This is a genomic window from Pseudoalteromonas sp. Ld20, assembly GCF_045064175.1.
Taxonomy (GTDB): domain Bacteria; phylum Pseudomonadota; class Gammaproteobacteria; order Enterobacterales; family Alteromonadaceae; genus Pseudoalteromonas; species Pseudoalteromonas neustonica.
In genome coordinates, this window is record NZ_JBISHB010000030.1 from 30,687 (window position 1) to 54,896 (window position 24,210).

The window sequence follows — 24,210 nt, forward strand, 5'->3', positions numbered from 1 at the left end:
ATCAAAATTATTTTGTAAAAAGTTAACTTTATGAGCGATAAGGTCACGCACTATAGGCAGCAAGCAGCTTCGTTTATACGTCAACAACCTGGTTGGTGGATGCAGTATATAAATCGTTGCATTGATGACCAAATCACTGTTAATGCAGGTTATTTAGCCTATGTTACTTTGTTATCTTTAGTGCCATTGATAGCAGTTGGCGTGGCAATATTTTCGGCTTTTCCGGGGTTCGAATCTACAAGAATCGAAATAGAAAATTTTTTATTCACCAATTTTGTACCGACTTCCTCTGATGTGATTAAGGAGCATATTAGCTCTTTTGCTGGTAATGCCAATCAAATGACCGCTGTCGGTATCGGTTTTTTAGCCGCAATAGCACTGCTTTTGATCCGCAATGTGGACGCAACACTGAACAGAATTTGGCGCATAAAACATAAACGCCCAATGATGATTTCGTTTGCAGTTTATTGGATGGTATTAAGCTTAGGGCCATTGTTATTAGGCGCAAGTATTGGTGTGACTTCATACATAGTATCTTTAGTGTCGTTTGCTGATCAAGGGATTCCAGGATTCAGTGGGTTTTTACTTAAACTACTGCCTTATTTAATTTCTATGGCTGGCTTTATTATGCTCTATACTTTAGTGCCTAATACGCGAGTATCGTTTAGAGCTGCGATACCGGGTGCTTTTTTTGCGGCGTTACTTTTTGAGCTAACTAAAAAAGGTTTTGCACTTTATATTAGTCACTTTCCTTCGTACGAAGTTATTTATGGTGCGGTGGCTACAATCCCCATCTTATTTGTTTGGGTGTATTTGTCGTGGGTTGTGGTGTTGCTCGGTGCTGAGTTTACCGTGTGCATAAGCCCAAAAGATATCGAAGATACGCCTGGGATCATTCTTGATGAGGAGGAAAACATCCGTTAAATAGCAATGTGTTTTGTTAGGAGCCAGCAATATGCCGTTATATCCGAACATAACCCCCTACCACGATTTTCATTTGAGTGTGGGGGATGGACACCAGATACATGTGCAAGAATACGGTAACCCCAATGGTTTACCCGTTGTGATTTGTCATGGCGGGCCCGGTGTGGGCTTACATGCTGACAACTGCCGCTTTTTTGACCCAACCCGGTACCGCATTATTTTATATAGCCAACGAGGCTGCGGTTTATCAACTCCTCATCACCTTATCGCGAATGAAACGGCTGACTTAATCAAAGATCTTGATTATTTGAGGGCTTACCTAGGCATTACTAAATGGTTGCTATCTGGCGCTTCGTGGGGGGCAACCGTATGTTTACTTTATGCAATTAAGCATACAGAGCATGTTTTTGGGTTGATTTTATGTGGTACATTTTTAGCTGCACATGCTGATTTAGAGTGGTTATACAGCTCGCAAGGTGCCGGTGCGCAGTTTTACCCTGAGCTATACGCTAAGTTTTCTCATGATTTACCTGATGCAATGAGTATTTTAGCGTTCTACGAACAGCAATTGGCTAGTGAGAATCAAATAAGTGCCAGTCGATTTGCTAAGTTATGGTGCCAGTGGGAGGCTGTTTTAAGTCAAGGGAAGCAGTCGCTACAATGGACGCTTAGTTGCCCGCAGCATGGTTTAAATATGGCGCGTTTAATGGTGCACTACTTTATTAATCACTGCTTTATAGATGATAATCATATAGCGCAGCATGGCGACTGTTTATCTCATTTACCTATTTGGTTTATTCATGGACGCCAAGATTTAGTGTGTCGCTTTAGTGTTGCTCAACGACTTGCAAGTAGCCTGAACTCACAACTATTGATTTTAGATGGTGTTGGGCACGGTGTTGATAATCAGGTATATTTAGCGGCAGCAAGGCGAGCAGCCGATCTTATGTATATCAAATTAACGAGGAATAAATGCAAGGATTAATCCAGCGAGTAAAACACGCAAAGGTAGAGGTAGATGATCAGCTTGTAGGTCAAATAAAACAAGGAATAGTACTGTTATTAGGTGTTGAAAAACATGACGATAAAGACACCACAAATAAACTACTTCATAAAGTGAGTAACTATCGAATATTCAGTGATGAAAACGATAAAATGAATCTCAGCTTGAAAGATATAAAAGGCGAATTACTGGTTGTTTCGCAATTTACACTTGCTGCAGATACAAAAAAAGGTATGCGGCCGAGCTTTTCGTCTGCGGCTACACCTGCTCAGGCAAATGAGCTATACGAATACTTTGTAGACCAAGCAAAAGCTGCGGGGCTGAGCGTTGCAACAGGACGCTTTGCTGCTGATATGCAGGTGAGTTTATGTAACGACGGGCCAGTGACTTTTTTGCTCACTATATAGCTACTCTACCCAACTCACTTCAAGATGCCAAAAGTTGATTTAAAACGATTTATATTGCGTTATTTATTTTAACAAGGGAATAACCATCCTTTACAATCAATGCCTGCCTACATCGCTTTTAATTCCTACATAAACTGATATTTTGGGGACTTGGGTATATATTTTTGCTTATTTATACCCATTAGCTGATTCCCTACTACAATAATAAAAAGTCCGTAGAGCCTAAAAAGTGGCAAGCAAGCTTGAGTAGGGCCTCGCTTCAATAATATTGGTGTTTACAAAGGTAGTGAATCAATAATGCGTAAAAATGAGCCCGTAACCCAAAAGAACATCGAGTTACCTTCCTCTGTTAATATTCTCTCGATTACATCTCCCGATAGTAAAATAAAGTATATAAATAAAGATTTTATAGCCATTTCTGGATTTGATGAAGCTGATTTAATAGGTCAGTATCATAATATTGTTCGTCACCCAGATATGCCTCCTGCTGCGTTTGCTGACCTTTGGCAATGTGTGCAATCAGGTAAATCGTGGATGGGAATAGTTAAAAATCGCTGTAAAAATGGTGACCATTATTGGGTCGACGCTTATGCAAGCCCTTTAAAGACAGCGACAGGTCAAATTGAATATCAGTCGATTAGGGTGAGGCCAAAAGACTCTGTTAAAAATAGAGCTGAAAATTTATACAAAAAATTACAAAGCGGAGGGGAATTTAGAATCCCTTGGTGGGAGAAGGCTTCTGCGACAATGTTTATGGTGTGTGGGGTTTTATTTTGTTATTTATTAACAGCCTTTTTGATTTTTAATTTCACTCAAGCCTCTTTAGGTAGTGCACTAGGGTTACCGCTTATCCCTATGTGTTTATTATTGACCAGTTTATTATGGCAATCAAAGCAATGGCATAAAGTAATCGAAAAAGCACAATCGATAGTAGATGATCCATTAGCTACCTATATTTATACGGGAAATAATAATGCAGCGAACAAGGTGTTACTGGCGCTGGAGGTGTTAAGTAAAGAAGCTGGAGCGATTGTAGGGCGTATAAATGATGCATCAGTGAATATGGGCGATGCATTAAATAGTTTAGAGCATGAGTTGTCACAAAATCATTCTCGTGTGTCTATGCAATATCAGCAAACAGACTCCATGGCATCGGCAATTACTCAAATGTCTGCAAGTTTTAATGAAGTATCGAGTAATGCACATGCAACATCAAGCGCAGCAAAATCGACACATGAGTATGCTCAACAAGGTTTATTACAGGTTGAAGAAGCAGTTAATAATATGAACGAGCTAAGTAATGATGTTAACAATGCAGCAAGCGTTGTAGAGCAATTAGAAAAAGATGGTGCAGCTATTAATGATGTAGTTGCTGTTATACGTTCGGTTGCAGAACAAACTAACTTATTAGCCTTAAATGCAGCAATTGAGGCTGCAAGAGCAGGTGAGCAAGGTCGTGGTTTTGCTGTTGTTGCAGATGAGGTTCGTACTTTGGCTAATAGAACCCATCAGTCCACAGAAGAAATTGTGAAGACAATAGAGAAGATAAATCAAGGTACAAAATCCGCTGTTGCCGCAATGGAAAAAGCACAGCAACGCGTATCGAGTAGTGTGGATTCAACGACCCAAGCTAAAACATCAATTGAGTATATGAGCACGGAGATGAATCATATTCTGGATCTTAATATTCAGGTTGCGACTTCAGTTGAGCAGCAAGTGAAAGTTGCGGAAGAGATAACTGAAAATGTTACAAAAATTAAGGATTATAGTGAAAGCGGTTTACAATCTTCTGAGCAAAATATTGCTAAATGCGCAGCTTTACAAACGCATTCAACTGCTCTAAATAGTATCGCGCAACATTTTTGGGCGCAAAAATCAAAGTAGAGTAAATAGACCGTTATTTTTTCAACAGTACAATATGGTTTGCATAACCAGAGATGTGCTTTATGGTGGGTTGTATTGAAAATGTACTAAGTAATATCGATTCGAGTTGTTTTAATTGAGAGTCATGTTGGGAAAGGAAGTTAATAAACAGGCAGCCATTTTTTGATAGTTTTTTATAGATTTTTCGATAAAACTGCTGCTTGTATAAAAATAGTGGAACATCGAGTTTGCTAAATAAATCAAGTATAATCCAGTCATATACCTGCTCTCTTTCAAGCTCTATTTCAGCATCTAAACATCGTAAATTTGAGTCACTTTTTTTATCAAAAAAATGTGTGTAGCAATGAATTATGTCCGGATTTTTTTCTATCGATATTAGATTGCAATTAGGGTAGGTGAGTCGTAGATAGTTATGTATAGCACCACCGCCTAGGCCAAGCTCCAATATGCTTTGTGGAACTGGAATTGACTGCCATAACTTTGCCAAGTGCTGTAAGTGAGGAAAGTGTAGCTGACTGGGATCGTCCGTTGTTACCACTGATTGAAGTGTGTCGTTGATGAGTAACCAACGAAGTTGTTTATACTCACGCACTTGAATGCAATCAGCGCCGCACTTTTGCCAATATAGTAATTGCCCTATACGGTGACAGTCTTCAACAAAACACTGTTTTACTGTCCCGTTTGCTTTTAATAAATATTCCATTACATGAGAATAGATGAGTCAAGGTAAAGTGCCAGCTTGTCCGCTAGGTTTTACAGGTAACAATAGTTATTTCTCTTGGCTAACCAAAGTCGTATTCCAAGTGTTTATCAAATCGAGTATGGTAGTTTGCAAATAATAACAGACCGCATTCTTATTAAATAAACCGCTCGCGTGTGTAGATGTTTTAATTTAATGAGTTGTTTATGGCGGCCTTGATTGCAACAGGAGTGATTATGTTTCAGGTGACAACACCACAAAGTAGCGAAGATTGGCAAGCTTATTATCAATTACGTTGGCAGGTACTGCGCGCGCCTTGGAATGAACCGCGTGGCTCTGAGCAAGATGATTTAGAGCAAGATGCTGAACATCGTTTTATAAAGAATAAAGCAGGTGAAGTGTTAGGTGTTGCACGGCTTCATTTTAATAATCACCAACAAGCACAAGTCCGTTATATGGCCGTGGCTGAAGGTAATCGAAATCAGCATATTGGCAGTCGCTTATTACATGAACTTGAAAAATTAGCATGGACACAAGATGCAGGTGAGCTTGTGTTGTATGCGCGTGAACGCGCATTGGATTTTTATAAGCGCCACGGCTACGAATTAAAAGAAAAAGCCCATTTAGCCTATGACGATGTACAGCATTGGAAAATGATAAAGCAAAAGCCGTCTGAGCCAGGCTGGTTTCGTCATCCAAATTGGACTCAAGTATTGCAAAATACATGGCGTGAGTCGATCCCGATCAGTGATGCAATGGGTATTAAAGTGGAGAGCTACACCGATTGGCAATTCACGACCAGTGCAGACTTGGATGCTAATTTAAACCTGCACAATACGATGTTTGCAGGATCTATTTATAGCTTAGCGACATTAACTGGGTGGGGAGCGACTTACTTAGCGCTTAAAGAAGCGCAGCTTGAAGGTAATATAGTGTTGGCCGATGCTAATATTAAATATTTAAAGCCGTTGAATAATGAGCCTCGTGGGAGTGTTGATTTAAGTGGCTGTAAAGGAAAGCTAGCCGAGCTTGAAAGTGAAGGTAAAGCCAGTTATTTAGTGCCTGTTGAAATATACGATGGCGATGTGCTGGTCGCTGAATTTGAAGGGCAATTTATTATTAAAAAATAGCGCTGTTATATGCTAAATAAAAAGCCAAGTGAATACTTGGCTTTTTAAATAGTGCTTATAGAAGATCAGTCAAGAGTATACCGATGCCGATGCGCTCTATATCTGCGTTGTAGTCAATTAAACTTTCACCGTAGCCGTTAAAGTATTGCCCGTAGCCGCGTAGCCTACCCCATAAAGGAAAAGACCAATCTAATTGAATAGCACCACGATTATCTGAATTTAAATTATTGCGGGTCATAAAACTAAATTCGTGTTCGTTCCAGCGATATGCGCCTGAAAATTCAAAGTACCCCATATATTTATGGATATCAGGGTTGTCATCGCCTTTTGCTACCATAGGGTCTTCTTTTCTTTCTTCTGAAATGCGGTACCAAGGTTTAAAGCTAAAAACAAATCCTTCATTTTCCCAGATGAAATCAGCATAAATGCGGTTCCATGATCGCGAGTTGGGTTGGCTTCGACCATTTGATTGGTGTACTGCGCCAATTGAAATTGCCATTTCATCACCCCAAAGCACATGTTCAGGATCGAGGAAGTTAACCCAAAAGATCTCCGGTTCGTAATTTGTTTCGCGAAATGGAGATGAGATTTCTTTGTTATAAAGCTGCCAAAATGATTGCAATGTAAAGCCAAAATATACAGCCTGATCTTCATCATCAAAGTCGTTATATAAAGGAACTTTGATTGATAGTTGATACTTTGCTTCAAGATTATCAAGTGGTTCGCCGTCACTGTCTTGGGTTAATTCATTTAAGCCATCAAACGGGCGTACATTTGGGTTTGATACATATGACAAAGGCAATATGTAATTACGTTTGTGCGGAGTTATGACATTGCGGTTTTTCTGGCTTACTTGTTCACGGGCTTGACGTTTATCAAGTGCTGTAATTTGTTTACTTTCATCAAGTGCTGAACACTTTTTACGAAGTTGGTCTAGCGTTTGGTTGCCATCACCAGCAATAGCTTCATTTAAAATACATTGCTTTACGAGTTCAATATTGCTGCTTTGTTCGTTCTTTTTTTCGATTTGTGCTTGTTGTGCAATTGCAGTGCTGGACAACAATGTAGTAAATAGAATCCCGTAGCGCCAAGTCATTATTATTCCTTTGAGAAAAACCGTGTGTTGTTAAAAGTATACCGTGTTTTTAACTTAATGATGGTGAACTTTTACTGAACTTATCTATTTGAATTGATTTTATACTATGCAAAAAGAGAAAAAGCGGCCGTAGCCGCTTGTTCAATGCAATATTACCCTAAGGTGATATTGCTCTCACGCAATGAGATGGGAGTGAGCTTTACACAAAAGTTAAAGCTCAAATACGTTAGTAAAAAATTTATACAGTTCAGTGCCTTGGTTTACACTCGCTGATGCAAAGTGCAAAATTGCGATGGCATCACAATCAAGTGTGAGTGTTTGCAAAGGCTGCTCACTTAAATAACGCTCCATGCGCAGTACTTTTGCAATTGGCTCACCCGCTTTGATGTGACCCCCCAATGGCGCAATATATTCGACCATGCCGCCCATTGGTGCGTAATAGGCAAGGTAGTCATTTAAATTGCAGCCATAGCGAGTTATCGCTTTTGGCAGGTGAGGTGCATCAAGTAATACTTGTTTATGATTTAGATAGCTTAAAATACTATTGGCATCATCAAATGCTGCACTCAAATCAATTTTTTCTTGGCTACCAAGCTCCACGGTAAACGCTTCAACCTGCACGGCAAACTCACGACCTTGTTTGGCAAGTGCGTCTGTTAATTGCCACCATGGGCAAAAACTGGCTTCGTCCATTGCACCATCAAAGTCATTTGGGATAAATAACACATGGGGAATATTAAAGTAGCTGGCGCTGGCTTTCGCATAATCAGGGCAATATAAATGCTGGCTAGAGATTGGCCCCGTGTGTAAATCCAAAACAATATCTGCTTGGTGGGCGAGCTTTTGCAAATTAAGAGCAATGCGTTTACCTGTGGTTAGGCGGTACGCGGGGCCCGTTAATTGCTGATCGACTTCATCGATCAGCGCGGCTTTAAATGCGCTTTTTAAAGTGTGATCATCTGCATCTGCGTATTGCTCGGCAAATTGCACCGCTAAGTTACTGTTGCAGTGATACATACGGTTCCAGTTGGTGCCCGTTATTGGATCAAAGCGACCGAGGGTAAATTCCCCTGATTTTTGATTGCAACCAATAGGATTCGCGTAAGGGACTAAAGTGATATCGCCTTTGAGTTTAAGGCACTTAAGCTGCTCAAGTAATTGGAAGATAACGGCATTACCTTGCACTTCTGCGCCATGCATATTTGCTTGCACGTAAACGCTAGGGCCGCTGCCATCGCCTTTAATTCGATACACTGGAATCGTGAGCGGTAAACCATTGGCGACTTCACCGACTACAATGTTTTCTTGGCTAATGGGTGTTGTAGTACTCATATTAATTACCTCAGGTAGTAGCTAGCATCTTCAGCTTGACGTACACAGGTTAATTGGCCATTTTGTAACGTGTATTCGGCGGCTAATTCATGGCATAAAAAGTACGGCATGCTTTCGGTAAATCCGTAGGCGCCACACTGACTAAATACCAGCCAGTCATGTTCATTTAAATCCTTAGGTAAATGGTGTTCGCCTAAGCAATCAAGCGCAGTGCACAGTGGGCCATATAAACTCATTGCTTGCGTTGTTGCGTTTGACTCACGCAATAGTCGTACAGGGAAGTCTTGGCTGGTTACCGCTGGGCGTAATAAGTGGTTTATTCCACCGCTTAAAATCACTTGTTGTTGGCCATAGTTTAATTTACTTTCAACGACAGGCGTTGCGTAATGACCACACTCACCTACGGCATAACGACCAAGTTCCATCCATAATTCATCTACGCCAGCATCGCGTTTAATTTTTGCAAGTGCATCAATCAGTGCATCCCAGCTTAGAGTGGGCGCATCTAACGTGTATGGAATACCTAAACCACCGCCTAAATCGAGTACTTTTAAATTAATGCCTAAGTCGTCGGCAAGTTGCGTTAGCGGCGCAATCATTTGTGACCAGAGCTCTGCGAGTTTGTCACTGCTGAGCATATTGCCCCACTGAAAAATATGCAGGCCGTCAAAGTTTAGCGCAGGGTAGTCGCGAGTATTTAGCGCCTGCCATTCATCACAACCGAGCCCAAACGGCGTTAAGCTATCGCCACCTAGTGGGTTTTTTTCGCCTTCGGGCCAGCGTAATTGTACGCGTAGCAATACTTGCAGCTGACAGTTTAGTAAGCTTGCTTGCTCATTGAGCCAGCGTACTTGATTGAGGCTTTCGGCAACAAATATGCGTACTCCGCGCTCAATAAAGTGTTTAATTTGTTTCGGGCTCTTTGCAGGCCCGGTGTTGAGCACGCGCTCGCTGTTAATACCTTGAGCAAGTATTTGCTCAAGTTCGCCCTTGCTTGCAACATCAAAGTTAAAGCCTGCGCTATCTAAGCTTTGAATCACTTTAGATAGGGGATTAGCTTTAACGGCATACCAAAGCTTTACCTGTGTTTGCGTTACTAAACGCGCTAAGTGTGCGTTTAGGGTATCAAGGTCATACACAAAAAATGGCGTATCAAGCTGGCTTGATAACTCATCAATGGCGGTTTTAACTGGCGTGCTCAAAAAGGTCATTAACGTAAAACCTCTTCAAGAAGTAATGACGCATCGCTTTGTTCGTCGCGGTATTTTACGATTAACGCGCATGACATGCTTAAACCTTGCTCGCGTGCCCATGCGTTTGATGCCGGACGAGAACCTGGTATAACAATCGCGTATTCTGGAATAGGTTCGCCTTTATCAAGCTGACGCTCATTTACGCAGTCATATACAGGGATAGTGGCTGATAAACGTACGCCAGGGGCAAGTACTGCGCCTTTTTTAACGACTACGCCTTCAACAATCACACAACCTGCGCCAATAAATGCGTCGTCTTCAACGACTACAGGGCTTGCGCCAATTGGCTCAAGTACGCCGCCTAATTGTACTGCAGCGCTTAAATGTACATTTTTACCTACTTGCGCGCACGAACCAACCAAGGCGTGGCTATCAACCATAGTGCCTTCGTCAATAAATGCACCAATGTTTACATACGCTGGTGGCATGATAATCGTGCCTTTAGCAACATGTGCACCGCGGCGAACACTTGAGCCACCTGGTACCATACGCACACCATTTTCAGCAGTGAATTCTTGTGGTGCTAGGTTATGTTTATCTACAAAACCACCAGCGAATTCAGTATTAGTGCCGTTTTTAAACGCTTCTAAAATACCTTTTTTTACTTCAACGTTTGCATGCCATTGGCCGTTATCGTCTTGTGTTGCTGCGCGTACTGCGCCCGATTCTAAATTATTTAATAGTTCTAACCAGCTCATTATAAAAACCTGTATTTAATGCCAAGATAAAATGGTGTTATTTGCATTACTGATACAATCAGTTTGCGTTAACTCAAGGTGCGTTAAAGGTGGGCGCAAATACGGGCTAGTAATACGCCCTTGTAAATGCATCAATACTTTAACGGGAATAGGATTTGCCACGGCGAACAAGCTTTGAATCGCTTGTGACCAATCGGCAAATAAATTGGGGTGTTGGCCGCTAAGGCTACGTTTTACAAATTCATGGGTTTGTGTCGGCCACGCATTGGCTGCAACAGACACTAAACCTTTTGCACCCGCTTGGGCAAAGTAAGGCATAAGTGCGTCATCACCACTAAAAATAGCTAACTGTGGTGCGGCATTTCTAAAACCTTCAAACTTGGCGATGTCGCCACTGGCTTCTTTTAGCGCCCATAAATTTTTATGATTTTTTAAATTGCTAATTACGGCAGGTGGAATATCAACAGCGCTGCGCCCTGGGACGTTATAAAGCATGCATGGATGAACACTGGCATCGAGTAGGTTTTCAAACCAGTGGGTTTGACCAATCACGCCTGGCTTTGCGTAAAGAGGAGAGCCAAGTAAGTAGCCGTGAATAGGCAGTTTATTGCAGTATTCAACCCAAGCAATTTGTTGTTTGAGGTTCATACCGCCAACAGCAACCATAAGCGGTACGGTCGGATTTAATTGGCATACATGTTCAACAATGGCTTGTTGCTCTTTAAGCGTTAAGGCAAGGCCTTCGCCTGTGCTGCCAAGCAGTAAAATGCCGTTATTTGCTGCTTGCTGTTGCGCAACTAATTGATCAAGAATCGCATAGTCGACTTCGCCAGCGTCAGTAAAAGGCGTTACAAGTGCTGTCCATAAAGGATAGTTGTTTAAATCAAAATTGTTTTTCATCTACAACGAACTTATAGAGTGTTCGATGAGTATGCTGTGGGGTACGTGAAAGTGCGCCGCATCGTAGTCATTCGAACTAATATAATCCGAAGAGCGAATGGGCTTAATATAATAGGGCGCAATGGCCTTATCATGCTAAGACCAGAAGCTCTCCACCAAAAAATTTAACAGCAGCGCTGTTATTGGTGACAGTCGCTGGGATTCAACCCAGTCGCCCGAAGTAACCCTTCACAAAAAATGTTACTTCTCGGCGTTAATTCCCCTCACGTATGATCATTGGAGTGTGTGCTCCTCACATACGTTACCTGAATAACGCACCTCTTCTAGCCCACAGTGTAAGTTTCATTAAATAAAAAACTTACACCTTAAATAGGGGTAATGGCAGTGATTAAAGCATTTTAGCCGTCTAGGTGTCAAGTTGGCTTTTGAACGATCGCTTCGAGAGGGTGGTTACGTATTAATGTTTTTTTTCGTACACTAGCAAACAAAGTCGGTTTAAGGGTATTCAGTAATGGAAAAATTTCAGGAAATTTATCAGCGAGCAGCGCAGCGTAAAGGCAGTGAAGCGATGCTTGAGCAATTGCTTTACGCGCCGCTTTCTAATAAGCAACTAAAATGCTTGCCTGATGATGCATGGCTTGAAGAGTTTACCCGTAAGGTATTTCAAAGCGGCTTTTATTGGTCGGTTATTAATAGTAAATGGACAGGCTTTAGAGAGGTTTTTTGGGACTTTAATGTAGAAAAATTACTGATGATGCCACCTGATATGCTAGAGCAAAAAGCAACTGACGAACGTATTATTCGCAACTTTAAAAAAGTACAAACTATTCCAGAAAATGCATATATGATTCACGACGTTGCTCAGCAGCATGGCAGTTTTAGTCAGTTTGTGGCTGATTGGCCAAGTGACGATATAATTGGTTTGTGGGCGTATTTTAAAAAGCACGGTGCACGTTTAGGGGGTAACACAGGCCCGTACACACTGCGCGCATTAGGCAAAGATACCTTTTTGTTGTCGCGTGATGTTGAGGCTTATCTTCGTGGGCATAAAATTATTGATGGTGGTTTGCAAACTAAAAAATCACTAAATAGCGCACAGCACTTTTTTAATGAATTACAGCAGCAAAGTGGCTTAAGCCTCCAAGTGCTGAGTTTATTAGTGGCATACAGCGTGGGTGATAACCGCGTTGGCATACAAACAACCGAAGCCTAAGGAATCCAATGAAACTTGTTAGTCGCTATACTCACATTGCAGAAGATTTTGCAGTCCCTGATTTACCTAGCCCTGTTGTTGCACCAACTTTATTACTTTGGAATGAGGCGGTAGCTAAACAGCTCGATATTCAAGTGAGTCCGTCAGAGCGCGCATCCATCTTTAGCGGAAATACCAGTAACAGCACTGTTGCGGCCGTTGCGTTGGGGTATTCAGGGCATCAATTTGGGCATTTTTCACCACGCTTAGGAGACGGCCGCGCGCATTTATTGGGTGCCGTATCTGATCAACATCAACAGCTGTGGGATATTCAGTTAAAAGGGTCCGGTGCTACGCCATTCTCTCGTGGTGGTGATGGGCGCTGTGCTATTGGCCCTGCGATACGTGAATACATTATGAGTGAAGCAATGCATGGCTTAAGTGTTCCGACTACACGCTGTTTAGCCGTGGTTGCCAGTGGAGAAACGGTTTATAGGCAACCACCACAGCAAGGTGCGATAGTAACGCGTGTTGCAAGTAGCCATATTAGAGTGGGGTCTTTTCAGTATTTAGCAACTCAAGGGGACGTGTCAGCGTTACAGGCATTAGCTGATAGTGCAATTGCGCGCCATTACCCTGAAATTCAATCCACAGGGTCAGATCGTTACTTAGCATTTTTAAAAGCTGTTATTGAAAAGCAAATCACTTTGGTCGTAAGTTGGATGCGGGTTGGTTTTATTCATGGCGTGATGAATACAGATAATACACTAATAAGTGGTGAGGCGATTGATTACGGCCCATGTGCGATGATGAATCAATTTGATTTTGATACTGTGTTTAGCTCAATTGATCGACAAGCGCGGTACGCATTTGGCAGTCAGCCTAACATAGCTAACTGGAATTGCGCGCGTTTGGCTGAGAGCTTACTGCCACTCATACACGAAGATGATGAACAAGCCGTCGAATTACTTAGCCCATTAATAAATGGTTTTGCTGAGCAGTTTAACCAAGCGTTTACGCAAATGTGGGCTCAAAAACTCGGTTTTGCAGGTCACCATACAGATGATGCGCAGTTAGTTGCTGAGTTATTGGCGATATTAAAAGACCACAAATTAGATTATACCAATACCTTTGATGAGCTTACCAAGTCACTGCAGGGTGAGCAGGTAATATCTCAGCCACTAAAAGCGTGGTCACTAAAGTGGCTAAAACGCACCGACCAACATAGTTTTGCGATAATGCGAGCGGCAAACCCAATGATGATCCCACGGAACCATATTGTTGAAGCTATTATTGAAGAATTTGAGAATAAAGGTTCAAGTGAGGTATTGGCTGCATATTTAGTTGCACTGCAAAATCCGTATAAGTTAATGATAGAGAACGCACAATGGCTACAACCACCTGCCGATGGCGGTGCGCAATATAAAACCTTTTGTGGTACCTAAATTGATGAATTTATAGATGTATTTCGGACCTATAATGGGTTAATTATTAAAGGTAATAATCAAGCTACAGCATTTATCATGATAAAAGGAATTTTTCATGATTATTTCTTACTTATTATATGAAATAAATGCGTTTTCTACTTGTTGATTTAAAATTAACCAATATAATGCACACCACTAGGATTAGTGAAAAAAGGCCTTGTTCCTTAAGATGTTATTCAACTGGAAATGGTTGTCATCTATTAACTAACTAATCCAGTACGAGATTTAAGTAGGTTAGGTAAAGTTTTTTATCTGAACTATAATGTAGGGCGCTTTATTTTTAATAAATACTTTATTTTGTAAAAAATACAATTTAAGTGTTTTCGTTAAGTAATGATTAACAAAAGATTCGGTACTCTGGGCACACTTAATGAGCTAGGACTACTTAGCTACAGTTTTAATTGTTAAAATGGGAAGAAAACAATGAAATTAAAATCACTTACAATTGCATTAGCACTAGCTGCAACTAGCGCTTCAAGTTTCGCTGCTGAGAAAGAAGGTTTCTTTATTGGCGCATTTGGCGATTATTACGATGCTTCATGGGAAAATGTACGTGGCAGCGCTGGTACTAACGTTGATGATTCAACAGGCTGGGGTGCTGAACTAGGTTATCGTTTTAACGATTACTGGAGTGCACGTCTTGAGTACGCTGATATGGATTTTGATATCTCAAATGCAAATCCTGCTATGACAAAAACAAGTATGGGCGGCGATCGCTTAGGTATCGATGGTCTTTACCACATCGACGGCGGTCCATTTTATGGCATCTTCGGTCTTAAACAGATCGATGTTATGGAAAAACTTACTTTTGCAAACGTAGGTGCTGGTTACCAACATTACTTTACAGATAACTTTGCATTTAATGCTGAAACGTCTATCTACCAAGGCCTTGACCGTGGTTACACAGATGTTGCTGGTAAATTAGGTTTAAGCTACTTATTTGGTAATCAAACTTCGTCAGCTGCGCCAGTTAAACCTGCGCCAGTGACTGCTGCTGTAGTACCTGTTGCTGTAGAGCCTACTGATAGCGACAACGATAATATTGCTGATGCAAATGATAACTGCCCTAATACACCAATGGCTGATGCAGTTGATGCTAACGGTTGTACTTTGTATAAAGATACTAAAGTAACAACTAGCTTATTAGTTACTTTCCCGCATGATTCTGCAATGGTTAAGCAACAGTACTTCGATGATATTGCTTCAGTATCAAAGTTCTTAAAAGAGCATACAGATACAACAGTATTACTTGAAGGTCATGCTTCAGCTGTGGGTGACGCAAGTTACAACAAAAAACTTTCTAAGAAGCGCGCAGATGATGTTGCTGATGAGTTAGTTAAAGATGGCATCTCAAGAGACCGTATCACTACTGTTGGTTTCGGTGAAGAGCGTCTTAAAAATACAGCTAACACACGAGCTGCACACGCAGAAAACCGTCGTGTTGAAGCACATGTATCAACTGTTGAGCGTGTAAAAGTTAAACGTTAATAGTTATAGTATTTAAAAACCCAGCCAAGTGCTGGGTTTTTTTATGTCTGATAATAATGATTCGCAATTGGTATTCATGTGAATAGTGACTTCTTTAAGTTGTATTTATTTTATTTATAGTGGGTATTGCGGTTAGCTTTACTGTATGGGCTTTAATCTATACTTAAAAGCTCTATAATTAATTGTCAAAATTCTATAAGTATTTGGTAAGTTTCGTGAAAGCGCGCACTGCTGGCTACTTTAACGTCACCAAGAGGGCAAATATTGTGCTACAAGATTATCGTACACACGTCGAAGAGCGTGCTGCGTTAGGTATCGTACCAGCGCCATTAGATGCTCAGCAAACGGCTGATCTTATCGAATTAGTAAAAACTCCACCTGCAGGTGAGGAAGAGTTTATTCTAAATTTATTAGTAAATCGTGTGCCACCTGGAGTGGATGATGCTGCTTACATTAAGGCTGGTTTTTTAGCGGCGGTTGCTAAAGAGGAAGCCATTTCACCACTCATATCAAAAGAAAAAGCAGCTGAATTATTAGGCACCATGCTAGGTGGCTATAATATTGCGCCAATGATTGACCTACTTGATGACGAAACATTAGCGCCAATTGTAGCTAAGGGCCTTGCAAACACATTATTAATGTTTGATGCATTCTATGATGTTGAAGAAAAATCAAAAGCGGGTAATGTTTTTGCTCAGCAAATCATCGAATCTTGGGCAAATGCACAGTGGTTTATGACTAAGCCAGCGGTTGCTGAAAAAATTTCAGTGACTGTATTTAAAGTAACGGGTGAAACAAATACTGATGATTTGTCGCCAGCACCAGATGCATGGTCTCGTCCTGATATCCCATTGCATGCTTTAGCAATGTTAAAAATTGAACGTGATGGGATCACACCCGATAAAGGCGGCGAAGTTGGCCCCATTACACAATTTGAAGAATTAAAAGCAAAAGGTTTGCCACTTGCATATGTAGGTGATGTTGTAGGTACGGGCTCTTCACGTAAATCTGCGACTAACTCTGTGCTTTGGTTTATGGGCAATGATATTCCGTTTGTACCTAACAAGCGTGTTGGTGGTGTATGTTTAGGTAATAAAATTGCGCCAATCTTTTTCAACACAATGGAAGACTCAGGCGCATTACCAATCGAGTTAAATGTTGATGAACTCAATATGGGCGAGCAAATCGACATCTATCCATACGAAGGTGTTGTTAAGCGCCACGGTACTGATGAAGTTATCTCTACTTTTGAACTTAAATCTGAGGTGATTTTAGATGAAGTGCGTGCAGGTGGTCGTATTCCGCTGATTATTGGTCGCGGTTTAACTGATAAAGCGCGTGCATCACTTGGTTTAGGTGCAACAGATGTGTTTAAAGTACCTGCGGTTACGGAAGCATCTGACAAAGGCTTTACCTTGGCTCAAAAAATGGTTGGTAAAGCATGCAACGTTGTAGGTATTCGCCCAGGTCAATACTGTGAGCCTAAAATGACCACTGTGGGTTCGCAAGATACAACAGGCCCAATGACGCGTGATGAACTTAAAGATTTAGCCTGTTTAGGTTTCTCAGCAGATTTAACAATGCAGTCTTTCTGCCATACATCGGCTTACCCTAAACCTATTGATGTAAACACACATCACACGCTCCCTGATTTTATCATGAACCGTGGAGGCGTTTCTCTTCGCCCTGGTGATGGTGTAATTCACTCATGGTTAAACCGTATGCTATTACCAGATACCGTAGGCACGGGCGGAGATTCACATACACGTTTCCCATTAGGTATTTCATTCCCCGCAGGTTCAGGAGCCGTTGCATTTGCAGCTGCGACCGGTGTAATGCCACTTGATATGCCAGAGTCTATTTTGGTTCGTTTTAAAGGTGAAATACAACCAGGTATCACGTTACGTGACCTTGTACATGCAATCCCTTACTACGGTATTAAAGAAGGCCTATTAACCGTTGAGAAAAAAGGTAAGATCAACGAGTTTTCTGGTCGCGTACTAGAAATTGAAGGCGTTGAGCACTTAACTGTTGAGCAAGCGTTTGAATTATCTGATGCGTCGGCAGAGCGTTCAGCTGCGGGTTGTGCGGTTAAACTTTCTAAAGAGTCTATCGCTGAATATCTTGAATCTAACATTGTAATGCTTAAGTGGATGATCTCTGAAGGCTACGGCGATGTGCGTACTATTGAGCGTCGAATTACAGCAATGCAAGACTGGTTAGCAAATCCTGAACTAATGGAAGCTGACGCAGACGCAGAGTATAAACACGTACTTGAAATTGATTTAACTGACATTAAAGAACCCATACTTTGTGCGCCAAATGATCCTGATGATGCACGTTTATTATCAGATGTTACGGGTGAGAAAATCGACGAAGTATTTATTGGTTCATGTATGACTAATATTGGTCACTTTCGTGCAGCGGGTAAACTACTCGATGGCTTTGAAGGTCGCATTCCCACGCAGCTGTGGGTTGCTCCGCCAACTAAGATGGATAAAGACCAACTCACAGAGGAAGGCTACTACGGTATTTTTGGTCGTGTTGGTGCACGAATCGAAACCCCTGGGTGTTCATTATGTATGGGGAATCAAGCACGTGTAGCAGATAAAGCCACAGTGGTTTCTACCTCTACCCGTAACTTCCCAAATCGTTTAGGTAATGGCGCAAATGTATTCTTGGCATCAGCTGAGCTTGCAGCAGTAGCGGCTATTTTAGGTAAGCTACCAACGGCTGATGAATATCAAGAATATGCAGCGAAAATCAATGCAACAGCAGCAGATACATACCGTTATTTAAATTTCCATCGCATGCCTGCTTATACTAAAAAAGCAGACCAAGTGATCATTCAGCAAGCAGTTTAAATATTACTTAATCGTTAGATAAAAGCCTGCACTGCAGGCTTTTTTATTTCTTATATCTAACAATTTCAGCTACCAATTCAGGAGAGTCTAATTTGTTTGGTTATTTAATTTGATTTTTAGTTATTTAGAGCAATATTAATGTTAACTATTTTTTCTTTGTGTCGATATAAAATCAATTATCTACTGAGTTTGCATTAAAATCCTCGCATTATTCTATGGGTTAATCCTCTTATTTTTAGGCGAGATCTTTATGACAGCATTAAACAACCAAAACCTCCTACAACTTCGTTTTGTAAACCAAGCTCATATCGAGGCGGTAAAGCCATCATTTGCTAATCTCCCAGCTAATCCTTATGCCGATGGTGCGTTTCGTAAACGCCGTTATTCAGTGATTAAAGTCCAAAATGATGAACTAGTATTGCAAGCTGCAAAAGCATTTGTACAAGATGATTCAATTAATACTTTTCAAGGTAATGTAGAGCGCACTTATGAAAATCTAGAGCCGAGCTTATTAGCAAGCAATGGTATGAAAAGCATCGTGAATGAGTTTCGTGCTATTACAGGTATAAGCGAAGAACGTGATATTGAAATTCATCAATTTCGCATGCTTGCAATTGAAAGCAACACACCGCCAGCGCCCGAAGGTATTCATCAAGATGGTTTTGACCATGTGTGTATTTGTGGTGTCTCACATGAGAATTTAGAAGGTGGCGAGCTACTTGTGTATGAAAACAAACAAGCTGAGCCGTGTTTCAAAATGGAAATTAAAGACGGTATGTTTGCGCTTATTAATGACCGTGAAGTGTGGCACAACGCGACTCCAATGAATAAAATTGATGCGAGTAAAGCAGGCTACCTTGATTGTTTTGTGTTGACGGCTTAAGGAATAACGATGAATTTAACTAAACTACGACGTCAATTTCCAGCATTAATGCAGCAAGTAGCAGGAAAGTCGCCCATATTTTTAGATGGTCCAGGTGGCTCGCAAGTCCCGCAATCAGTATTAAGCGCCATGTCGGCTTATTTAGGTTATTACAACTCTAATTTAGGTGGTGCTTTTTTCTCAAGCGATAAAACTGTTGAACTAATGACTAATGCTCGCCAAGCGGCTGCTGATTTACTCAATGCGCCATCGAGCGATCAAATTGTATTTGGCGCAAATATGACGAGTCTAACGTTTAGTTTTAGCCGCGCGATTTCACGGGACTGGCAAGCAAGTGATGAGATCATTGTTACTAATGCAGATCACTTCTCAAATGTATCATCATGGCAGCAAGCAGCAGAAGATAAAGGCGTTAAAGTTAATACCGCCCTTATTAGCGAAGCTGATTGCAGTTTAGATTTAGCGCATTTTGAAAGCTTACTAAACAACAATACTAAGTTAGTTGCTGTGACCTATGCATCAAATACAACCGGCTCTATTAACGATATTAAGCGCATTGTTGAGCTTGCACACGCTGTAGGTGCATTGGTGTATGTAGATGCCGTGCATTATGCGCCGCATGAACTGATTGATGTTCAAGCCTTAGATTGTGATTTTTTAGCCTGTTCAGCTTATAAGTTTTTTGGCCCACACTTAGGTATGGTTTATGGTAAGCGCGAACACTTAGAAGGGTTTACGCCTTATAAAGTAGAGCCAGCAAAAGACGTGATCCCAGGTCGCTGGGAAACGGGCACGCAAAATTTTGAAGCACTCGCAGGTTTGATTGCTGCAGTGGATTACATTGCTGCAATAAGTGAATTAGATGACAGCCACCCACGCCGTGAAAAATTGGCCGTGGCATTTACTAAAACAAAACAGCACGAAATGGCATTAAGTGAGTACTTCCTAACCCGCTTAGTTAATTACCCTAATATTAAGCTGTTTGGAATTGATGATTTAGATCGCTTAGCTGAGCGCACTCCCACTTTTGCTTTAACCTTTGAAGGACTCGCACCACGTGAAGTGTCCGAATTTTTAGGTAAGCAGCATATTTGTGTATGGGATGGTAATTTCTATGCACAAGGCTTATGTAAGCAGCTAGGTGTATTAGATTCCGGTGGTGTTGTGCGCATCGGTTGTATGCATTACAACACCATCGAAGAGCTAGATAAGTTGTTTGATTTGTTTGATCAATTACTTTAGAGCTATAAGTCATAAGCTGTAAGTTTTAAGCTATAAGCTGCCCGAGTCCTGTTTAAGTGTTGGCATAATAATTGGCAACACTCAAACTTTTTGGCTTACCGCTTACCGCTTACCGCTTACCGCTTACCGCTTACGATTGTGGTTGCCCATATATTTGCTCGGCGCGGTTAAACAACACCCACGATGTGAGAATATATTTATCATTTGAAATGGGTTTATTCCCTCTATGTGTATGGGTAAAGTAACCAGGAGCAATCACCATGGTACCTTGTTTTGGTGATATTTTACGTTCTTGATAGTAAAACTCAGTTTCACCACCTTCTTGCACGTCATTTAAATAAAACATAAATAACAGTACGCGATGCAAAGCCTCATTATGGCCAGTCTGAGGGTATACTTCACTGTGCCAATATGGGTAGCCACCTTTATTGATTTGATATTTTTGTGCTTGGATATTACCTAAGCGAAAAATTTGCTGGACAAGTAGTGGTAGCTGAGGTTTTCCCACCTCTTCAAAGTTCGCTTGCGTCAAGTCAGTGGGTACGCCAGTTTTTGGATGATACACTTTTAAACCAAATGCACCTATCATCATAAAAATATGTTCTTCAAGGTATTTAAATACGTAACCGGCCGTTGTTTGTTGAATGTGTTTTAGTTGTTCTGTGTATTCAGGGTGGTTACTGAGGTGTAAATCATGGCTGTCTTTTTTATTTAAATCGATACCGCCCGATGTCATCCCTTGCTTAAGATGCGGGCTTTGTTCAAACTCAGCAATAAAGTTATTGCAAAAATCTTTGCTCAGGGCGTTATCGTAAACGCGAATAAAGTCCGTCATGGGCTGCCTTTATATAATTATTATTGGATTATTATGTTTATTGAAAAAATTATGCCGCGCTTTAGTGAAACAGATGTGCTCGGACACATTAACAATACCGTACTCCCCGTATGGTTTGAAGCCACGCGGGCACCTATTTTTAGATTTTTTACGCCAGATCTCAATCCACATGATTGGAAATTGATCATAGCTAAAGTAGAGGTGAGTTTTTTGGGGGAATTATTTTATGGTCATGAGGTTGAAGTAAAATCAACCGTTGAACATATTGGTTCAAGCTCATTTGTTATTCGTCAAGAGGCATATCAGCAAGGTAAATGCTGTGCAGTAGGGAAAACAGTCATGGTGCGATATGATTTTATAAATAAAAGTTCTACCCCATTATCGCAAAATGAAAAAGCAGCGTTAACGGATCATTTAGTCGATAAGTAATACGCTGAAGTGGTTGCGCTTCAGCGTATTGGTTGGTTGCATCACTGTAAGAAAATATCACTGCCAATAAGGCATTGTTGGGCGGCGGGCAGTGTGGTTAGTACTTCACTACTTGCATTAACAGTCGTTGCGTCCACAGTGGCTGCTTGGCTAGGTAGCACTATGCTCGCCAGCATTAAAGTTGCAAAAATAGTGAGCATAGAAATTGCCTGTTTATCTGTTCTATTCATTATTGTTGACCTGCGATATCTAGCTGAGTAATTGTGTAGCCTTGCTCTGTTAATAGCGATAGTAAGTTATGCTCACCAACCAAGTGCGCTGCTCCTACAAGGACGAGCTCTTGTTGCTCATTACCAAACATGGCTTCTACTTTAGGTAACCAATTGTAATTGCGATCTTTTAAAAGCTTTTTGAATGTATCAGGATCATCTTTGAGTAAAGGTAATACCACTAATTCATTGAGCAACTCAGTATCGCCGCTGCGCCACGCTTTCATCATGCTATTAAATAAAGTGCTGTAATCATTGAGTTGGTCTAAGTTAGATTGAATGAATTTATTCTCGTTGTTTTCACCCATTTCTTTAAATAACCGCAGCTGGAATGCAATATCTTCTAAATACTGCTGTGGTTTATTATCAGCACTAGCCCGTTTTGCAAAATACGCATCGACACCTTCACCAATTAAACTTTGCTTTTGTAGCTCCATTGACATTAAAACAACACTGACCATAAATGGTCTAAAGCTATTAAGCTCATTCAAACTAGTACCAAATTGTGCTAGTTTAGCTTCAAGTTGCTTCTTTACTTGTGGCGTCAGCTTTTCACTGAGCGTTTCATCATTTTTATATGACAATGTTTGTATCATATTCATTTGTGCTTGAGCATCCGTTGGATCAGGCATTTTAGCTTCTAAAATAACGGTATCGCTTTGCTGATAAGCAAATTCAAACTCAGCAGGCAGTGGCATTTGGCTGCTAGGTAAAATATGTAAAGTGCCGCCGATATACACTGTATCTTCACCTTTCTTAACTTGCCAAACAGAAGTTTGGGCGGCGGCACTTAAAGTTAGCAAAGAGCAGCCTATAAGTAGGCTTTTATTTAATAAATTTTTGCGAAAATTGAACATCCCTCATTCCTTATTGTTTGGTGATTAAAAACGATATTAATTAAACAAGCTTGCTAATTTTTCTGCAATTGTTTGGTTTATTTTTTGAATTGAACTATCAATCTTTTTGTTGATTGCAGCATCAATTTGATTTAATTGGTTTTCAATTGAAGCGTTAAAGTCACTCGTGAAATCATATTCAACTGTTGTTACTTCCTTTACTTGTACTGAGGCTGTTACAGGAGTAATAGTGTGTGTTTCAATGTCATTCTCTGCTGCGTTTACACTAAATAAAGTTGCTGCAAGCGTACTTGCTAAAACGGTTTTTGTTGCGATTTTAGTAAATGATTTCATGATTTATTCCTTTATTATTTAGTCTGTATTACTACCAATATGTGATGTGGTAAGTAATGTTAAGTTAAAAAATGTTATCGCTAAGCGGTAGCGATGAGTGAATATTAAGGGGTGATAGGGAATAAGTCGCTTATCTAGATATGAGCAATTTAATTATAAGGTTTTAGATTTTAAATTTATTTATAATCAATGGTTTATCGTTAAAGGTTATGATGCAAGATAAGGTTTTATTGTGTGTTTTTATCAAGGTTAGTATCGGTAAAAGGATAATATGAACAAAATGAAAAGTTAATTTTGCATCTGCATGATGTTTTCAATCGACAATTAACTGAAAGTTCTTTTTGATTGAGTTAGAATGCGGGCGAATTATCATATTGCTTTTTAGCTACTAAATACAAATGAGTTACTAACCAGATGTTGTTAATGATCGATAACTACGATTCGTTTACCTATAACCTAGTGCAATACTTTCAGCGTTTAGATCAGGATGTGTTAGTAAAGCGTAATGATGAAATCACCGTAAGCCAAATTGCACAGTTGAACCCTCAACATATAGTGTTATCTCCTGGGCCATGTACACCCGATCAGGCTGGTATCTCATTAGATGTTGTTGACAAATTGAAAGGTGATTTTCCTATATTAGGAATATGCTTAGGCCATCAAACAATTGCACAAGCATTGGGTGCTAAAGTGGTAAAAGCAAAGCAAGTGATGCATGGTAAAACTTCTGCTATTTGCCATACAGGAGAAGGCGTGTTTAAAGGATTGGCTAATCCACTAACGGTGTGTCGTTATCATTCGTTAGTTGTCGAAAAAAACAGTGTGCCTGCTGAGCTATCGATCACTGCATGGAGTCAGACCAGCGATGGTCAGTTTGATGAGATTATGGGCTTAGTGCATAAAAGCTTAGCGTTAGAAGGGGTACAGTTCCACCCTGAAGCAATATTAACGGAGCAGGGGCTTGAATTACTTGCCAACTTTATAACTCGGTTCTAGGCTTAAAC

General features: G+C 40.7%; 23 protein-coding genes and 1 riboswitch. Of the genes, 13 read left to right on the forward strand and 10 right to left on the reverse strand.

Annotated features, from left to right (window positions below; translation table 11 throughout):
* Positions 1-30 precede the first annotated feature (30 nt).
* The 4 genes from ACJJVX_RS05830 (at position 31) to ACJJVX_RS05845 (ending at position 4,218) form a co-directional block, all read left to right on the forward strand.
* Positions 31-924: a virulence factor BrkB family protein gene (locus ACJJVX_RS05830; protein WP_405630597.1), complete on the forward strand. Its 894-nt coding sequence runs from the start codon at positions 31-33 to the stop codon at positions 922-924.
* Positions 925-955: 31 nt separating this feature from the next.
* Positions 956-1,909, forward strand: coding sequence for an alpha/beta fold hydrolase (locus tag ACJJVX_RS05835; RefSeq protein WP_405630600.1), 954 nt, complete (start codon positions 956-958; stop codon positions 1,907-1,909).
* Positions 1,897-2,334, forward strand: a complete 438-nt coding sequence (gene dtd / locus ACJJVX_RS05840) for a D-aminoacyl-tRNA deacylase (RefSeq protein ID WP_054452901.1) — start codon at positions 1,897-1,899, stop codon at positions 2,332-2,334. Before ACJJVX_RS05835 ends, dtd begins: the two co-directional genes overlap by 13 nt.
* Positions 2,335-2,631: 297 nt before the next feature.
* A complete protein-coding gene (locus ACJJVX_RS05845; RefSeq protein ID WP_054206882.1) occupies positions 2,632-4,218 on the forward strand; it encodes a PAS domain-containing methyl-accepting chemotaxis protein in 1,587 nt (528 codons plus the stop codon).
* 13 nt (positions 4,219-4,231) lie between these two features.
* Here the strand turns inward: ACJJVX_RS05845 and ACJJVX_RS05850 are convergent, their stop codons facing one another.
* Complete coding sequence (locus tag ACJJVX_RS05850; RefSeq protein ID WP_054206881.1) at positions 4,232-4,921, reverse strand: spermidine synthase; 690 nt, start codon at positions 4,919-4,921, stop codon at positions 4,232-4,234.
* 233 nt (positions 4,922-5,154) lie between these two features.
* On the opposite strand from ACJJVX_RS05850, the gene ACJJVX_RS05855 reads away from it, so the two are divergent.
* Entirely contained in the window at positions 5,155-6,048 is an 894-nt protein-coding gene (locus tag ACJJVX_RS05855; RefSeq protein ID WP_054206913.1) for a bifunctional GNAT family N-acetyltransferase/hotdog fold thioesterase, read from the forward strand.
* A gap of 55 nt (positions 6,049-6,103) precedes the next feature.
* Here ACJJVX_RS05855 and ACJJVX_RS05860 read toward each other — a convergent pair whose 3' ends face one another.
* The 5 genes from ACJJVX_RS05860 to dapA all read right to left on the reverse strand — a co-directional run bounded on the left by ACJJVX_RS05860 (position 6,104) and on the right by dapA (position 11,327).
* Positions 6,104-7,144, reverse strand: coding sequence for a phospholipase A (locus tag ACJJVX_RS05860; RefSeq protein ID WP_054206880.1), 1,041 nt, complete (start codon positions 7,142-7,144; stop codon positions 6,104-6,106).
* A gap of 210 nt (positions 7,145-7,354) precedes the next feature.
* The gene (locus ACJJVX_RS05865) at positions 7,355-8,476 is read right to left on the reverse strand and encodes a succinylglutamate desuccinylase/aspartoacylase family protein (RefSeq protein ID WP_054452897.1); all 1,122 of its coding nucleotides are present in this window, start codon (positions 8,474-8,476) and stop codon (positions 7,355-7,357) included.
* 5 nt (positions 8,477-8,481) lie between these two features.
* Positions 8,482-9,687 (reverse strand): PLP-dependent decarboxylase, encoded by a 1,206-nt coding sequence (locus ACJJVX_RS05870; RefSeq protein WP_405630604.1) that lies wholly within the window; start codon positions 9,685-9,687, stop codon positions 8,482-8,484.
* Positions 9,687-10,427, reverse strand: a complete 741-nt coding sequence (locus ACJJVX_RS05875) for a 2,3,4,5-tetrahydropyridine-2,6-dicarboxylate N-succinyltransferase (protein WP_054206877.1) — start codon at positions 10,425-10,427, stop codon at positions 9,687-9,689. The genes ACJJVX_RS05870 and ACJJVX_RS05875 overlap by 1 nt, the downstream gene beginning before the upstream one ends.
* A gap of 15 nt (positions 10,428-10,442) precedes the next feature.
* The gene (gene dapA, locus ACJJVX_RS05880; protein ID WP_054452893.1) at positions 10,443-11,327 is read right to left on the reverse strand and encodes a 4-hydroxy-tetrahydrodipicolinate synthase; all 885 of its coding nucleotides are present in this window, start codon (positions 11,325-11,327) and stop codon (positions 10,443-10,445) included.
* A gap of 137 nt (positions 11,328-11,464) precedes the next feature.
* Positions 11,465-11,658: riboswitch (Lysine riboswitch) on the reverse strand.
* 180 nt (positions 11,659-11,838) lie between these two features.
* Between dapA and ACJJVX_RS05885 the strand changes: the two genes are divergently transcribed.
* The 6 genes from ACJJVX_RS05885 to ACJJVX_RS05910 all read left to right on the forward strand — a co-directional run bounded on the left by ACJJVX_RS05885 (position 11,839) and on the right by ACJJVX_RS05910 (position 20,483).
* On the forward strand, positions 11,839-12,540 hold the full coding sequence (locus ACJJVX_RS05885; RefSeq protein ID WP_170174031.1) for a DNA-3-methyladenine glycosylase I: 702 nt from the start codon (positions 11,839-11,841) through the stop codon (positions 12,538-12,540).
* 8 nt (positions 12,541-12,548) lie between these two features.
* Positions 12,549-13,964, forward strand: coding sequence for a protein adenylyltransferase SelO (locus ACJJVX_RS05890; RefSeq protein ID WP_405630607.1), 1,416 nt, complete (start codon positions 12,549-12,551; stop codon positions 13,962-13,964).
* A gap of 465 nt (positions 13,965-14,429) precedes the next feature.
* Entirely contained in the window at positions 14,430-15,494 is a 1,065-nt protein-coding gene (locus ACJJVX_RS05895) for an OmpA family protein (protein WP_054204552.1), read from the forward strand.
* Positions 15,495-15,760: 266 nt separating this feature from the next.
* Entirely contained in the window at positions 15,761-18,358 is a 2,598-nt protein-coding gene (acnB, locus tag ACJJVX_RS05900; RefSeq protein ID WP_405630933.1) for a bifunctional aconitate hydratase 2/2-methylisocitrate dehydratase, read from the forward strand.
* A 250-nt stretch (positions 18,359-18,608) separates the two neighbouring features.
* Positions 18,609-19,241: a 2OG-Fe dioxygenase family protein gene (locus ACJJVX_RS05905; protein ID WP_082355588.1), complete on the forward strand. Its 633-nt coding sequence runs from the start codon at positions 18,609-18,611 to the stop codon at positions 19,239-19,241.
* Positions 19,242-19,250: 9 nt separating this feature from the next.
* Positions 19,251-20,483 carry a cysteine desulfurase-like protein gene (locus ACJJVX_RS05910; RefSeq protein WP_064435718.1) on the forward strand — a complete coding sequence of 411 codons (1,233 nt, stop codon included), beginning with the start codon at positions 19,251-19,253 and terminating at the stop codon, positions 20,481-20,483.
* 130 nt (positions 20,484-20,613) lie between these two features.
* On the opposite strand, the gene ACJJVX_RS05915 is transcribed toward ACJJVX_RS05910, so the two are convergent.
* On the reverse strand, positions 20,614-21,318 hold the full coding sequence (locus tag ACJJVX_RS05915) for a 2OG-Fe(II) oxygenase (RefSeq protein WP_054204550.1): 705 nt from the start codon (positions 21,316-21,318) through the stop codon (positions 20,614-20,616).
* Between the two features lie 33 nt (positions 21,319-21,351).
* Here ACJJVX_RS05915 and ACJJVX_RS05920 point away from each other — a divergent pair, with 33 nt between their 5' ends.
* Positions 21,352-21,747, forward strand: coding sequence for a thioesterase family protein (locus ACJJVX_RS05920; protein WP_054204549.1), 396 nt, complete (start codon positions 21,352-21,354; stop codon positions 21,745-21,747).
* Positions 21,748-21,788: 41 nt separating this feature from the next.
* On the opposite strand, the gene ACJJVX_RS05925 is transcribed toward ACJJVX_RS05920, so the two are convergent.
* From ACJJVX_RS05925 to ACJJVX_RS05935, 3 genes are read right to left on the reverse strand one after another with little or no spacing between them, the layout of a single operon-like run.
* Complete coding sequence (locus ACJJVX_RS05925) at positions 21,789-21,977, reverse strand: hypothetical protein (RefSeq protein ID WP_054452883.1); 189 nt, start codon at positions 21,975-21,977, stop codon at positions 21,789-21,791.
* The gene (locus ACJJVX_RS05930) at positions 21,977-22,873 is read right to left on the reverse strand and encodes a TraB/GumN family protein (protein ID WP_054452881.1); all 897 of its coding nucleotides are present in this window, start codon (positions 22,871-22,873) and stop codon (positions 21,977-21,979) included. Before ACJJVX_RS05930 ends, ACJJVX_RS05925 begins: the two co-directional genes overlap by 1 nt.
* Positions 22,874-22,909: 36 nt before the next feature.
* Positions 22,910-23,206, reverse strand: a complete 297-nt coding sequence (locus ACJJVX_RS05935) for a hypothetical protein (RefSeq protein WP_054452879.1) — start codon at positions 23,204-23,206, stop codon at positions 22,910-22,912.
* A gap of 414 nt (positions 23,207-23,620) precedes the next feature.
* Between ACJJVX_RS05935 and ACJJVX_RS05940 the strand changes: the two genes are divergently transcribed.
* On the forward strand, positions 23,621-24,202 hold the full coding sequence (locus tag ACJJVX_RS05940; protein ID WP_054204545.1) for an aminodeoxychorismate/anthranilate synthase component II: 582 nt from the start codon (positions 23,621-23,623) through the stop codon (positions 24,200-24,202).
* The last annotated feature ends 8 nt before the right edge of the window (positions 24,203-24,210 follow it).

Bases quoted from the DNA above. Each gene is read 5' to 3' on its own strand.
- ACJJVX_RS05885 (WP_170174031.1), top strand. From the start codon at position 11,839: ATGGAAAAATTTCAGGAAATTTATCAGCGAGCAGCGCAGCGTAAAGGC.
- ACJJVX_RS05940 (WP_054204545.1), top strand. From the start codon at position 23,621: ATGTTGTTAATGATCGATAACTACGATTCGTTTACCTATAACCTAGTG.
- ACJJVX_RS05875 (WP_054206877.1), bottom strand. From the start codon at position 10,427: ATGAGCTGGTTAGAACTATTAAATAATTTAGAATCGGGCGCAGTACGC.
- ACJJVX_RS05830 (WP_405630597.1), top strand. From the start codon at position 31: ATGAGCGATAAGGTCACGCACTATAGGCAGCAAGCAGCTTCGTTTATA.
- ACJJVX_RS05870 (WP_405630604.1), bottom strand. From the start codon at position 9,687: ATGACCTTTTTGAGCACGCCAGTTAAAACCGCCATTGATGAGTTATCA.
- ACJJVX_RS05850 (WP_054206881.1), bottom strand. From the start codon at position 4,921: ATGGAATATTTATTAAAAGCAAACGGGACAGTAAAACAGTGTTTTGTT.
- ACJJVX_RS05835 (WP_405630600.1), top strand. From the start codon at position 956: ATGCCGTTATATCCGAACATAACCCCCTACCACGATTTTCATTTGAGT.
- ACJJVX_RS05890 (WP_405630607.1), top strand. From the start codon at position 12,549: ATGAAACTTGTTAGTCGCTATACTCACATTGCAGAAGATTTTGCAGTC.
- ACJJVX_RS05930 (WP_054452881.1), bottom strand. From the start codon at position 22,873: ATGTTCAATTTTCGCAAAAATTTATTAAATAAAAGCCTACTTATAGGC.
- ACJJVX_RS05915 (WP_054204550.1), bottom strand. From the start codon at position 21,318: ATGACGGACTTTATTCGCGTTTACGATAACGCCCTGAGCAAAGATTTT.
- ACJJVX_RS05920 (WP_054204549.1), top strand. From the start codon at position 21,352: ATGTTTATTGAAAAAATTATGCCGCGCTTTAGTGAAACAGATGTGCTC.
- ACJJVX_RS05910 (WP_064435718.1), top strand. From the start codon at position 19,251: ATGAATTTAACTAAACTACGACGTCAATTTCCAGCATTAATGCAGCAA.
- ACJJVX_RS05860 (WP_054206880.1), bottom strand. From the start codon at position 7,144: ATGACTTGGCGCTACGGGATTCTATTTACTACATTGTTGTCCAGCACT.
- ACJJVX_RS05935 (WP_054452879.1), bottom strand. From the start codon at position 23,206: ATGAAATCATTTACTAAAATCGCAACAAAAACCGTTTTAGCAAGTACG.
- ACJJVX_RS05865 (WP_054452897.1), bottom strand. From the start codon at position 8,476: ATGAGTACTACAACACCCATTAGCCAAGAAAACATTGTAGTCGGTGAA.
- ACJJVX_RS05845 (WP_054206882.1), top strand. From the start codon at position 2,632: ATGCGTAAAAATGAGCCCGTAACCCAAAAGAACATCGAGTTACCTTCC.
- dapA (WP_054452893.1), bottom strand. From the start codon at position 11,327: ATGAAAAACAATTTTGATTTAAACAACTATCCTTTATGGACAGCACTT.
- ACJJVX_RS05895 (WP_054204552.1), top strand. From the start codon at position 14,430: ATGAAATTAAAATCACTTACAATTGCATTAGCACTAGCTGCAACTAGC.
- ACJJVX_RS05855 (WP_054206913.1), top strand. From the start codon at position 5,155: ATGTTTCAGGTGACAACACCACAAAGTAGCGAAGATTGGCAAGCTTAT.
- dtd (WP_054452901.1), top strand. From the start codon at position 1,897: ATGCAAGGATTAATCCAGCGAGTAAAACACGCAAAGGTAGAGGTAGAT.
- ACJJVX_RS05925 (WP_054452883.1), bottom strand. From the start codon at position 21,977: ATGAATAGAACAGATAAACAGGCAATTTCTATGCTCACTATTTTTGCA.
- ACJJVX_RS05905 (WP_082355588.1), top strand. From the start codon at position 18,609: ATGACAGCATTAAACAACCAAAACCTCCTACAACTTCGTTTTGTAAAC.